Here is a 12,064-nt window from a genome sequence, read left to right as displayed (position 1 = left end):
ATGACACAACTTCATAACTCAATAAATATGCTTATGCATTCTCATACAAATAGAATTGGACGTGCAAAATTCGGTATTGTAAGTGCACTGGATTACAAGAATGGATTGGTAAAAGTAAGATTACAACCAGATAATTGTGAGACCGGCTGGATATGTGATGCAGCAATCTCCGTCGGAGAGGCTACTATTTACTCTCCCTCACCAGTAGGAACTCATGTTTTTGTTGATACAGCTCATGGAGATGGAGACAACTATGTCGTTGTAAGCCGTGTTTTTGATTCAACGACACCACCACAAACATTTACCAGCCTGAACAACCAACCAGTCTCAGTCGGACAATTTGGTATAAAAATAGGAAATATAGAACTTTGTATTGACAAAACAGGTATAAAAATAATTTCTGATGTTGAAATTACTGGCAATGTAACTGTTTCCGGTGACGTAAAAGCGTCAGGTATTTCACTATCAAGCCATACACATTCAGGTGTCAAGGCAGGAACAGACTCCACAAGTCCACCTCAATAAAACAAAATTCAGGATATAAAAAATGTCCGATATATCTCATACATTTGGATATGATTTAGATATTTCAGATACTGGTGATCTGGCCATCGTATCAGGTTCAAACATTGGAAAACAACGTATTACGAGACGTTTATGCACCAATCCCGGTGATTATATCTTTTGGACTGATTACGGAGCGGGCCTCCCTCAACGAATAGGTAATACTGACACATTAAGTGACCTCACATCAGTTATATTAGAACAAATGAAAATGGAAGCGTCGATTTCACAATCGCCAACGCCTTCCATCAAAATGTACACCTTAACAGATGGAACAAAAAAAATCAGCATACAGTATTCAGATTCAAATACTGATGAAACAACATTAATGGAAATTTAGAATGAATCTATCTTTACAGAACTTTTCAACATTGGTTTCAAATTCATGTACAGCAGCACAAAGTGCCTGTTCATCATTGATGGATTTTACAACTGGTTCAGTTTCAAGATCAATATTTGAAGCCAACGCGACTGTCGCACTCTGGATACAGTATTTAATTCTTCAAACTCTGTCTGTCACCAGACTTGGAACATCGTTTGGAGACGATGTTGATTCCTGGATCGCTCAATTTGGGATTGCTCGTCTACCTGCGGCTGCAGCTACCACAACGGAAACTTTCATTTGCCTAACTCCGGACTCCTCATCAGCAACAGTGCCGGTCGGTGCTATCGTCAAATCCTCTGATGGAAGCGTATTATTTTCTGTTGTAAAGGACCAGAGTAATCCATCTTGGTCTGAATCGTCAAACGGTTATATTCGTCAAAATGGCGTTGCATCCATTACATGTCCCGTAGAATGTACTGTAGCGGGCTCTATTGGAAATGTCATGTCGGGTGTTCTCAATACCTTGGGTACTCAGATCTCCGGCATTGATACTTGCACAAATCTGTCAAGTGTCAGCAATGGTTATGACGAAGAGACAGACGAATCGGTAAAATCCCGTATAAATCTATGGTTTTCTTCATTATCTTCAGCAACGTTGTCTTCCATAGAATATGCCATAGAAAGCACTTCACCTAATATTTTCTACCAGATCATCGAAAACAAGGATCCCTCCGGGTACTACAGACCCGGTTTTTTTTATGTAGTCGTTGATGATGGATCGGGTAACATTTCGTCTGACAGTATCAATAAAATTGCAACAGCCATAGAAGCTGTTCGTGCTTGTGGTGTAGAATTTTCTGTCATTGCATCAACAACAATTCCAGTATCGGTTGTCGTGCCTATAACAGTAAAAACCGGAACAGATACGACAAGCATAGAAAGCACGATTACAACAAGCCTATCTGATTATATCAACAGCCTGACGGTTGGCGCAGTATGCAGTTATACAAAAATATCCAGTGTCGTTTTTTCCGCTTCTGAAAATATTGTGGAATCAATTGGGGTCATCACTGTCAATCAGCAGTCTATTGATGTCGGTGGTCAAACTGGCACTGTAGTACGATTGAAAGATGTAGAATTTTCTGTATCTTATACTTAGGAAAAGATAATGGCTACCGGCGACAATGAAGATATTTTCAAACGCATTCGCGCTACATTACCTCAAGCATGGTTTCCTTCGTCATCCGAAAACGCCACGCCAGTACTCGATGGTATTTTAACCGGACTGGCATGGCCTTGGGCTATGCTTTATAGCCTGCTGGAATACACAAATAAACAGACGCGCCTTGATACCAGCATTGGAAATTTCATAGATCTTGCCGCTTCTGATTATTTTGGAAACAACTTGCCACGACTGGCAAATGAAAGTGACTCTTCTTATATAGCACGAATAAAGCAGGAATTTTTTCTAAAGCGTAATACACGGGAAGCATTTAATGCCGTAGAAGCTGCCGATGGTACAATTGAAAAAATTACCGAGCCCTGGAGCGCGGTAGACTGCGCCTGCTACGGACGGGATCAATATGATGGTACCAGTCTCTGTTATGGTTCAAGAACCACCCCGGGAACGGTTTTCGTACAGATTTCAAAAGATGCATCTCCCTCTGTCGTATCCTATGAATTAACGGATATCAAAGCAGAAGGTACAGATGTCATGCTGGTAGTCGAAAGCTCCAGTTAGCCAGCACTCGCGTTTTACACATAATCAGAAGCCGGAAAAACAACCAGAAAGCAGACTCCTTTTTCAGGGAGGCCTGGCTGAGCATCGAGAATCTTCAATTCTGCATTATGCAGGCGCAAAATCGAAGCCACCAGACTCAATCCCAGACCGCTGCCGGGGATATGCCTGCTTTTATCAGATCGGTAAAAGCGTGATAAAACCGCCTGCCGCTCATCAGGTTGTATGCCGATGCCTGTATCTTCGACGGCGATAAAGGGATGATGTCCGGTCATACTGACAGAAATCCGGACTCTCCCACCAGAAGGCGTGAATTTTACTGCATTATCAACAAGGTTTCCCAGCATTTCGATCAAAAGATCTCTGTCGCCACTTACAGAAATCTTGCTCTCTGGACACAGGGTCTGAAACTCAATGCCTTCACTTTCTGCAATTGGCTCATAGAGATCGACAATATCGTATACAAGCGCAGTCAGATCTATTCTGGCAAATGCTGCACGCCCCTTGCTGTTATCGATCTCTGTCAGCCTCAATAAAGCTGTAATAATGGAAAAGCATTGATCAAGATTGCCGATTGCACGTTCAATCACGCCACGCAGGGTTTCCGCTGATAAAGCCTGAGGACCCGAAAGAGCTCTTTCCAGTCCTACGCGAACACGGGCAAGAGGTGTGCGCAGATCATGGGCAATATCATCCCCCACACTCCGCATGTCCCTCATGAGTTGTTCCAACCGATCCAGCATCCGATTGACGCTGCCAGCCAGTCGCTGCAATTCATCCTGTTGAGTCCCTGCGGGCAGCCGTTCGTGAATGTCTCCCTGCATGATGAGGTCGACAGCTTCATGCATCTCCTTCACACGGGTCAGAGCCCTATGGCTCAGCCATGTTCCTGCCAGAAGGGCAAAGAAGACGATCGGGACAAGTGTGACGAGTGATGCATGCCGGAGCATGAGTTTCTGCTCATCCAGAACATGCAGACTACGACCAAGAACCACAATATGTCCGTCTGGCGTCGCAGCCGCAAGAAACCTCAAGGTGTAAGGACTGCCCTCCTCCGGCTCCATCACGATATTATGGAGCTTGCCATCCGCTACCAGACCCTCCGGCCATGACCGTAACTCGCCTGCAACCGGCTGATGAGATGCCGTGAAAATTCCAGCCTCATTGACGACCAGTCTCAAATCGTCCGTGGCGCGCTCGCGGATGACATATTCAAGATGCTCTGGCGGCATCGCCAGGAGCAGTTTCATTTCCCCCTTGAGCACCTGACCAGATCGACGGAATTCGAACGATGTCATCTGCGTGTAGGTCAGACTGAACTGCACGACGATAGTGCCAAGCATTGCCAGCGCGAATGCCAGTCCCAACTTGAAGCGTGCGGTCCGAAAAAGAGCCAGCCGATCACTCTGAAGAAAATTTTTCAGCAGAATGCTCCTAATCAGAAGACTGAAGGGTAAACCCTGCCCCCCGAATACTGTGAATCAGCGTCTGCTCGCCGGGCGCATCCACCTTGCGACGTAATTTGCCGATATGCACATCCACCAGATTGGTCTGCGGTGTAAACCGATAGTTCCAGACTTCCTCAAGGAGCATCGCCCGTGTCAGAATCTGTCCTGGACGACGCATCAGATATTCAAGAAGCCGGAATTCTCTGGGAAGTAGGTCGATTTCACGCTCATCCCGCTTCACCGTACGATCAATGAGATCCATCGTAAGAGGGCCGACACGCAGAACGGTCTGACGGGTATCGTCCGGACGTCGCAGAAGCGCTTCAATCCGGGCGATCAACTCCACCATCGCAAACGGTTTTGTCAGATAGTCATCCCCGCCCGCCTTGAGACCACTCACCCTGTCATCAACTGCACCAAGTGCGGACAGGACAAGAACGGGGGTACGTCCCCCCTTCTGTCGAACCGTCTCAATCAGGGAAAGCCCATCAAGTTCAGGCAGCATACGATCAACAATCATAACATGATACGGACAGGTGAGCGCCTGCTCCAGTCCAGCACGTCCCGTCTCCGCCAAAGTCACGCAAAAACCATGGTTTTTCAGTTCTGCCGAGATTTCTTGCGCAATGTCAGTATCGTCCTCGACAAGCAGAACCCTGATCTCTTCGGCGCCATCAAGCGATGTAATGGTCATATCTGTCATCCCTCACCGATGCCCCGCACATGCTGCCGTGACCACTAAAATCCTTTTCAGAATCAATCCTGACAGTACATTCCATGTTATCCCATTCCTGTGCAGGCAGGCGCTCTCGATGCTTCACTCCATCAATTCCAGTTTTCACATCAATGGCAAATCAACAGTCTGAATAGACGATCGACACCTGAACAAAGACCCTCAACCTGTAAAAATTGTCCACTCATGCGGCTGGTCTGCACGTTGAGCGTAGACAGATAATCGCTCTTTCATAACAGAGAGTTTTCTTGTCTCCCTTCAAGACGAAAGCTCATAGAAACAGAAGCCTTAATCTGCACCCGTCGCATGCCTGTTGACTGATTTTCAAAGTGATGGTGCAGAAAATGTGTCGCATTGTCTGATATTACCAGCACTCGATCCACGACGGAACCATGTGACACGCTAGGCTGAGGTGCCATGTGTAAAGCTGTCCGAGACAACATAACCCGGCGTCTCTTTCTGGAACCTGTCGTCATCCACCGTTTCAGCTCGGACTCCACGTCCTCATCTTCAAGGATATGTTTGGTGTCATAGGCATGCTTTACCCATACTCCAGCAGAGCGGTCTGCCTGCAGGTCCAAGCGGACAGAATGACCACTTGTCTCCCTTTTGAGTTGCGCCAACTGTTGATTCATCTGCTGCATAATGACCGACCTCATGCGCCACAACGTAAGTCTGGGTAAACTCGCCTTCCGCGCCGGGACGATCCTGAAGTTTCTGAAGGAAACCAAGGTCGAGATAGACTTTCTAATCAGCCGGGCAATAGGAACGGACCTGACGCGGTCTGCGCATAACTGCATGATGAGGCTTGTTCTTCTGCCTGATCTGCGATGTTTTCTCTCTGTTTTCAGGTAGATGAATGCGCCGGCATGGTCTGAGCGACAGGCCGAGGGAGCGGATAAAGGATTTTCTCCCGGCCCGCGAAGGCCATGTGTCGGCGGGACTGTTGCGGATAATCGTCTGTTTGTGGAAGCGGTCCTGTATTGTTATCGCGCTGGCATTTCCTGACGCGATCTGTCTGGCACAGCGCGGGCGCCTGTAAAAAGGGGCGCGGCCCAGGCTGTCAGACGGTCTCGTGACGGGTTGACCACGAAGGTCCACCCGTCGTCGATGCCACGGGAAAGGCTGTCGTTCTCTCTGGCACATGGTGTACCCCGGGTAGATGACCGTCGTGTTCTGGGCGGGATTGTTTACGTCATCCGTAACGGCCTTCAGTGGAAAGACGCACAGAAAGAGCATGGTCCGCACAAGACTTTATGCAATCGTTTTATTCGCTGGAGCCATCTCGGTATCTTTGACCGGATTTTCGCCACCTGATGATTGATGCGACACACCTCAAGGCGCACAGAACGGCAGCGTCTTTGCTCAAAAAGGAGCTTTTTCCTGCCATATCGGACGGACAAAAGGCGGCCTGAACTCAAAACTCCATCCCGTGTGTGATGGTCAGCGACTTCAAAGGCGCGGATGTGCTGCTGGCGGCTCTTCCCGGTGAGACAGAAGAGGTCATGGAGGTATGATAGCAATAAACTCAGGCAGTTTCTCGCAGGACGGAATATCACGGCCTGTATCCCGTCGAAGAAGAACTGGAAATCAAAGTCGCCTTACAACTGGCATCTGTATAAAAAGCGCCATCTCATCGAAACATGTTCGCAAAGCTCAAGGACTGGCGGCGCGTGGCAACACGATATGACCGCTGCGTTCATACTTTCATGTTCACTATCCACATCGACGCAAGCTTCATCTTCTATCTTAAAGAATGAGTTCTGAATCTTAGGTTATCCATGCTCCGAAGTTGAATTATGTCATGCTATTTTCCAAAATGGATTCTGAAATCAAGTGGGATATTTCATTATAATATTTCTGATGAAACGATAGGTGAGTGATCATTGAAGAGGCTGTCAACCTGTTTTCCTTTCAGAAACTGTTATCTTCGGGTTGGCAAAAAGGAACCTGAGATTATCTTATTTTGTGACGCGGTAATAAATTTTAAAAATATTCTTATTATGAAATTGGTGTTTGGAATATAGATATATGGTTTCTGTTTATAATACAATTAATAAGGAAATATTATCAATTTATAAGTTTTATGGAATGGGATTCATGTTCACTTTCGACTATATCTGGTTTCTGCGATCAAGTAATTCCTGATACAGAGCAAAGCAATATGGATACCAAAAAAGAGATTAAATCTCTCACGGGAATTCGTGGAATAGCAGCATGCTGGATTGTTGCATATCATACATGGTTGGCCGGAAACCATCGTGTTTCCGGCTATATTGGAACATTTTTGCTTCATGGATATTTGGCTGTAGATCTTTTCTTTATTCTTAGCGGATTGGTAATGTCTATGTCATATGGGCATCTTTTTGAAAAACGATGGGAAGTGTCAGACTATTTTAGTCTGATGATCAGGCGTATTGCTCGTTTATGGCCTCTTTATATTGTCACCTTAATAGTGACTGGAATTCTTACGTATTTTATCGAGGGAAAGACATTTCCGGTTGTTGTGTGGTTGGCTAATTTCATGATGATTCAGACATGGGGGATTGGAGAGTCAATCAACGGTGCTTCATGGTCTGTCAGTGTGGAGTGGGCTGTATACTTTATTTTTCCTTTTATTTTTTTTCCAGCATTAAAAATGCATAGGATTGTTCCATTTGTATCATTTTTTATTCTTGTATTAATAATTAAAATTGGTGAGAATAGTGGGATCCAACGAAAGGGACCGCTTGATATATTTGATCCTCACAGTGCTCTTCCGTTAATGCGTTGTTTTGCCGAATTTCTCCTTGGTATGATCTGCTATAGAATAACTTTCTCAGAATATGGATTTTTTCATTCAAAACTTATATCCGTAATAATTCAATCTGTAACGTTTGCCTCTCTTTTTGTGAGTGGAATGGATATTGTTTCTGTTTTTCTTTTTTCTTCATGTCTTGTTACATTGACGAATGAAAGAAATTACCTGTCTCGTATTGTGTCATGGACTCCTATTTATTATCTAGGTGTTTGGTCATATGCTATCTATCTCTGGCATAGATCATTCCTGTTTATGATTGGAGATGTATGGAATGGTCATCATACTGTATTAAGGCCAATGATAATTTTTATCATCTTGCTTATCGTCTCATGTCTTTCGTATTATTTTATTGAACAGCCATGGCAGAAAAAAATTAGACGTCTTGATCGGGTTTTTTCTCAAAAATCATACCGTGGTATTAAAATTTCAGATAATATTGGTGTAAATAATTTATAAATTTATTGTAGATTATATTAAATATTTTTTTGGATAAAATTCATGCGCTTTTTTTTGACTATGCTGCCAGTTAATTCTGATGATGATTGAGACGCAATGGTGATGGCAGGATAAGGTGGATTTGAATTGATCGTATCGCATCGCGACGGCTCGATATTTTTCAAGTTTATTGAAGAGTTTCTCGACAGGATTTCCTTTTCTGTAAAAAATGAAGTCTGTTTCCGGTTATGCTACTTTTTGTCAAAACGACCGGAGCCTTATTTTTCAAAAGTGACTCTTCCCCTTTTTTAAAGTGTCGCGCTATGCTGATGCTCCCGGATAACCGGGATGTCGATCACCATGTATCCGTTGGCGAGACCTGCTGGCAGATAATGAAAAATCCTTTCATTCACAAAGCTTTCACCTCATTGATGTGACGTCTGTGCACATTTTTCCATTCTCCGAAACGGCTAGGAAGGTTACGCCACGGGATGTCGGCATGATAGCGATACAGTAAAGCCTCAACGGGTAGATGGTTATCGGCAGCCATACCCGTCGACATGACCTTCATGACGCCTGAAGGTGTGGAGATTATATAAAGTTTTGTGTGGGTAGTCTTTCCCGATGCTGTTCGTGGGCTTCAACTCTCCGAAAATCCAATATGCCCCACCCGGAACGTTGCTTTGCGGCAAAACTGGTCGTGAATCTAAACCTTGAGTGTGACAATGCACGATCAGCCTGACTGACTATCCCGGACCGTATCCGTCCCGCTCTGAGACCGCTTTTTCACACTGAGAGGAAACTGGCACGGCATGAGGCAGTACACGAGACGTGGATGCTGCCCCCTCACCGCTCGACGAGCGGGTGCTATACACAGAGTGACACACTGTGGACATGGAACACATCGGATCAGGAAAGTGGGGGAATATAACTGATTTACTTGCCGAGAAACGACGCATGGAAATTGTTGCTTTGGAACGCCGAGCCGGACAAGAAGCAACACGAAGATGATGGTTGTTTATTTTATTGGATAAAAACCGTTTTTATGGTGTCCGCGGCGGGATTCGAACCCACGGCCCCAGGATTCATACCACTTCGACTTTCGCCGCCGTCGCCACACAGGACGACGTTCGTGGTCTGGACTGTCCCTTCACCCTGGATCCTTGCGGATCTGTAGGTGCTGCCCGTCCAGTCTCTACACCTTCCCGAAAAACTCCGGGCTTGGCTCGGGATCGGCATGGCCTGAAGAAGACCAAGCGTTCCCCGAATTTGAGCAGATCCACCATGCGGTTTCCTCTCATGGCGCCCAATTATCTAGGAATCCTGTGCTCTATCCTGCTGAGCTACGCGGACACACGCTGTTTGTGTAACGCAGTGCCCGGTCCCCTACAAGACGGAAACGTCAGATCAGAAGGTCAAGATAATACCCGCGACGCCGGAAAACGGGCATCGGACCATCAAGGTCCAGATCGCCCATCAATCCACGGGCGCGGCGGGGTGAAGAGCCGTCAGTCTCATCCAGATCAGTCGACTCAACGCTGCGCCGCCGTCCGGCACGAGACGCCGTGCTGCGATCGCCAGGTCGAGACAGGATCGAGATGAGATCGGTCGAAATCATGGCGTCAGATTACTCTGACGCCAATTAAGAGTTTCTTAAAGGGGAGCGACCTCGTGACCTGCTTCGCCAAGAGCGATGACACCCGGAAGAATCTTGCCTTCCAGCCACTCAAGGAACGCGCCGCCAGCTGTCGAGACATAGCTCATTTTATGCAGCACACCGGCATGACGGAGAGCGGAAACCGTGTCGCCTCCACCAGCAACTGTCTTCAGCTTGCCGGCTTGGGTCAGCTTCGCTGCAGCCTGCGCGACTGCATTGGTGCCTTCATCGAAGGGAGGCAGTTCAAACACACCCAGCGGACCGTTCCACACCAGCGTTTTCAGGCCGGAAAGCTTTTCAATCAGAAGCGCCGTGGTTTTCGGCCCAATATCCATCGCCATCCAGTCCGCTGGAATGGCTGTGGCATCGACTGTCTCCGTCGGTGCTCCCGCCATGAAGTCGGAAGCAACGATCACATCGACCGGCAGAACCAGATCGCAGCCCCGCGCTTTCGCGTTGGCCATGATCTCACGGGCCGTATCCAGCATGTCCTCTTCCTTGAGAGACTTGCCGACCGGATAACCTTGAGCCGCAAGGAAGGTGTTGGCCATGGCCCCACCAACCGCCAGCATGTCGACTTTCTCGATCAGATTGTTGAGCAGGTCGAGCTTGGTCGAAACCTTCGCGCCACCGACAATCGCACCGACCGGACGTTCCGGGTTCTCCAGCGCGGTTTCCAGCGCGCTAAGCTCGATCTCCATCAGGCGACCAGCGAAGGAGGGGAGGTGGTGCGCCACACCCTCTGTGGAAGCATGAGCACGGTGAGCCGCAGAGAAAGCGTCGTTGACGTAAACGTCAGCCAGAGCGGCGAGGCTCTTCGCCATTTCCGGATCGTTCTTTTCCTCACCGGCGTAGAAACGGGTGTTTTCCAGAACGATGACATCGCCATCCTGCATGGCTGCCACCGCGTCCTGCGCGATCTTGCCCACGCAGTCCGGAACGAAGGTCACTTTCTTGCCCAGCACCTTGGCCAGAGCCTCAGAAACCGGGGCAAGCGAAAGCTCGGGAACGACCTTGCCCTTGGGGCGATCGAAGTGACTGACGACAATGACGCGTCCGCCCTTGTCCGCCAGTTCCTTGATGGTCGGAGCCAGTCGTTCGATGCGGGTCAGGTCGGAGATAGCCCCATCACGCACAGGGACGTTGAGGTCCGCACGGAGGAGGATTTTCTTGCCGCGAGGGTCAAGAGAGTCGAGCGTATTGTAGGAGAGGGTAGCCATCGCTTTAGCCTTTCCAGTCGCCCGTGCCGGTATAGCCCGTTCGGGCAGAAACCGTCCGGGAAACATGATCGGGGGTGGCGGTCATGCCAGCGAGGATGACCGCCTGAAAAGTCTCAGAGTGCGCCGAAAACCGCGGCCGTATCGGACATGCGGTTCGAGAAGCCCCATTCGTTGTCATACCATGCGCAGATGCGGACGAGCTGACCGCCATCGACAAGCGAGGTCTGCGTCGCGTCGAACGTGGAGGAGGCGAGGGCATGGTTGAAGTCGCTGCTGACCAGCGGTGCCGTGTTGTAGGCCAGAACGCCTTTCAGCGGGCCGGACTCGGACGCCTTCTTGATGGCCTCGTTCACAGCTTCGACGGATGCCGGAATGTTTTTCGGCACGAAGTCGAGGGACACCAGCGAGACGTTCGCCGTCGGGACGCGGATGGCGGTGCCATCCAGCTTGCCCTTCAGGTGCGGCAGAACCAGACCGACGGCGCGGGCAGCACCCGTTGAGGTCGGGATCATGTTCAGACCGGCAGCGCGGGCGCGACGCAGATCCTTGTGCAGCGTGTCCACCGTGCGCTGATCGCCCGTGTAGGAGTGGATCGTCACCATGTAGCCGCGCACGATGCCGAACGCATCGTCAAGAACCTTGGCGACGGGCGCAAGGCAGTTCGTCGTGCATGAGGCGTTGGAGATGACCGTCATGTCGGAGGTCAGGATGTCCTGATTCACGCCATAAACGATGGTCGCGTCCACGGCGTCGCCCGGAGCGGAGATGATGACCTTGCGCGCACCGGCTGCGAGCAGCGGGGAAGCCTTTTCCTTGGACGTGAACAGGCCCGTGCATTCCATGGCGACATCGACGCCCTGAAGCGGAACCTTGGACGGGTCACGCTCGCAAGACACGGTGATCGGATCCCATGTGCGGCCATTTGCAGTGATGTGCAGCTTGTTGCCGTCCACCTTCACTTCAGCCGGGAAACGTCCGTGCACACTGTCGTAGGACAGGAGGTGAGCGTTGGCCTCGACACTGCCCAGATCGTTGATGACCGTAGGCACAACGTCTGTCCGACCGCTTTCAATGATGCCGCGCAGGACGAGGCGACCGATGCGACCGAACCCGTTGATCGCGATTTTGACTGCCATCTGCTCTG

Annotated in this window: 10 protein-coding genes and 4 pseudogenes; 7 read left to right on the top strand and 7 right to left on the bottom strand. The window is 48.9% G+C overall.

Annotated features, from left to right (window positions below; genetic code table 11):
• From EMQ_RS06455 to EMQ_RS06440, 4 genes are read left to right on the top strand one after another with little or no spacing between them, the layout of a single operon-like run.
• Entirely contained in the window at positions 1–525 is a 525-nt protein-coding gene (locus EMQ_RS06455; protein ID WP_132012106.1) for a hypothetical protein, read from the top strand.
• Between the two features lie 22 nt (positions 526–547).
• The gene (locus EMQ_RS06450; protein WP_132012107.1) at positions 548–904 is read left to right on the top strand and encodes a phage tail protein; all 357 of its coding nucleotides are present in this window, start codon (positions 548–550) and stop codon (positions 902–904) included.
• A gap of 1 nt (position 905) precedes the next feature.
• Complete coding sequence (locus EMQ_RS06445) at positions 906–2,048, top strand: baseplate J/gp47 family protein (RefSeq protein WP_081617503.1); 1,143 nt, start codon at positions 906–908, stop codon at positions 2,046–2,048.
• Positions 2,049–2,057: 9 nt separating this feature from the next.
• A complete protein-coding gene (locus EMQ_RS06440; RefSeq protein ID WP_132012108.1) occupies positions 2,058–2,630 on the top strand; it encodes a hypothetical protein in 573 nt (190 codons plus the stop codon).
• 14 nt (positions 2,631–2,644) lie between these two features.
• Here EMQ_RS06440 and EMQ_RS06435 read toward each other — a convergent pair whose 3' ends face one another.
• The 3 genes and pseudogenes from EMQ_RS06435 to EMQ_RS17455 form a co-directional block, all read right to left on the bottom strand.
• Positions 2,645–3,970, bottom strand: a complete 1,326-nt coding sequence (locus EMQ_RS06435; RefSeq protein ID WP_373278059.1) for a sensor histidine kinase — start codon at positions 3,968–3,970, stop codon at positions 2,645–2,647.
• Between the two features lie 91 nt (positions 3,971–4,061).
• Entirely contained in the window at positions 4,062–4,769 is a 708-nt protein-coding gene (locus EMQ_RS06430; protein WP_010666954.1) for a response regulator transcription factor, read from the bottom strand.
• Positions 4,770–5,038: 269 nt separating this feature from the next.
• Positions 5,039–5,495: pseudogene (locus EMQ_RS17455) on the bottom strand (neutral zinc metallopeptidase); the annotation flags it as partial.
• Positions 5,496–5,667: 172 nt separating this feature from the next.
• Between EMQ_RS17455 and EMQ_RS17380 the strand changes: the two are divergent.
• The 3 genes and pseudogenes from EMQ_RS17380 to EMQ_RS06415 form a co-directional block, all read left to right on the top strand.
• Positions 5,668–5,813: pseudogene (locus EMQ_RS17380) on the top strand (IS5/IS1182 family transposase); the annotation flags it as partial.
• A 105-nt stretch (positions 5,814–5,918) separates the two neighbouring features.
• A pseudogene (locus EMQ_RS06420) lies at positions 5,919–6,568 on the top strand (IS5 family transposase).
• Positions 6,569–6,972: 404 nt separating this feature from the next.
• Positions 6,973–8,064: an acyltransferase family protein gene (locus EMQ_RS06415; RefSeq protein ID WP_158320009.1), complete on the top strand. Its 1,092-nt coding sequence runs from the start codon at positions 6,973–6,975 to the stop codon at positions 8,062–8,064.
• Positions 8,065–8,476: 412 nt separating this feature from the next.
• Here the strand turns inward: EMQ_RS06415 and EMQ_RS06410 are convergent.
• The 4 genes and pseudogenes from EMQ_RS06410 to gap form a co-directional block, all read right to left on the bottom strand.
• Positions 8,477–8,596: pseudogene (locus tag EMQ_RS06410) on the bottom strand (transposase); the annotation flags it as partial.
• An 849-nt stretch (positions 8,597–9,445) separates the two neighbouring features.
• Positions 9,446–9,661, bottom strand: coding sequence for a hypothetical protein (locus EMQ_RS06405; protein WP_010667556.1), 216 nt, complete (start codon positions 9,659–9,661; stop codon positions 9,446–9,448).
• Between the two features lie 35 nt (positions 9,662–9,696).
• The gene (locus tag EMQ_RS06400) at positions 9,697–10,920 is read right to left on the bottom strand and encodes a phosphoglycerate kinase (protein WP_010667555.1); all 1,224 of its coding nucleotides are present in this window, start codon (positions 10,918–10,920) and stop codon (positions 9,697–9,699) included.
• 113 nt (positions 10,921–11,033) lie between these two features.
• On the bottom strand, positions 11,034–12,056 hold the full coding sequence (gap, locus tag EMQ_RS06395; protein ID WP_010667554.1) for a type I glyceraldehyde-3-phosphate dehydrogenase: 1,023 nt from the start codon (positions 12,054–12,056) through the stop codon (positions 11,034–11,036).
• Between the last annotated feature and the right edge of the window lie 8 nt (positions 12,057–12,064).

It is taken from the genome of Acetobacter aceti NBRC 14818, assembly GCF_000193495.2.
Classification (GTDB): domain Bacteria; phylum Pseudomonadota; class Alphaproteobacteria; order Acetobacterales; family Acetobacteraceae; genus Acetobacter; species Acetobacter aceti.
The sequence above is the reverse complement of the archived record's forward strand: the minus strand, read 5'-3'. Positions and strand labels throughout refer to the sequence as shown.

Excerpts from the sequence above, each read along its gene's own strand:
- EMQ_RS06455 (WP_132012106.1), top strand. The coding sequence starts at position 1 with ATGACACAACTTCATAACTCAATAAATATGCTTATGCATTCTCATACA.
- EMQ_RS06450 (WP_132012107.1), top strand. The coding sequence starts at position 548 with ATGTCCGATATATCTCATACATTTGGATATGATTTAGATATTTCAGAT.
- EMQ_RS06445 (WP_081617503.1), top strand. The coding sequence starts at position 906 with ATGAATCTATCTTTACAGAACTTTTCAACATTGGTTTCAAATTCATGT.
- EMQ_RS06440 (WP_132012108.1), top strand. The coding sequence starts at position 2,058 with ATGGCTACCGGCGACAATGAAGATATTTTCAAACGCATTCGCGCTACA.
- EMQ_RS06435 (WP_373278059.1), bottom strand. The coding sequence starts at position 3,970 with ATGCTTGGCACTATCGTCGTGCAGTTCAGTCTGACCTACACGCAGATG.
- EMQ_RS06430 (WP_010666954.1), bottom strand. The coding sequence starts at position 4,769 with ATGACCATTACATCGCTTGATGGCGCCGAAGAGATCAGGGTTCTGCTT.
- EMQ_RS06415 (WP_158320009.1), top strand. The coding sequence starts at position 6,973 with ATGGATACCAAAAAAGAGATTAAATCTCTCACGGGAATTCGTGGAATA.
- EMQ_RS06405 (WP_010667556.1), bottom strand. The coding sequence starts at position 9,661 with ATGATTTCGACCGATCTCATCTCGATCCTGTCTCGACCTGGCGATCGC.
- EMQ_RS06400 (WP_010667555.1), bottom strand. The coding sequence starts at position 10,920 with ATGGCTACCCTCTCCTACAATACGCTCGACTCTCTTGACCCTCGCGGC.
- gap (WP_010667554.1), bottom strand. The coding sequence starts at position 12,056 with ATGGCAGTCAAAATCGCGATCAACGGGTTCGGTCGCATCGGTCGCCTC.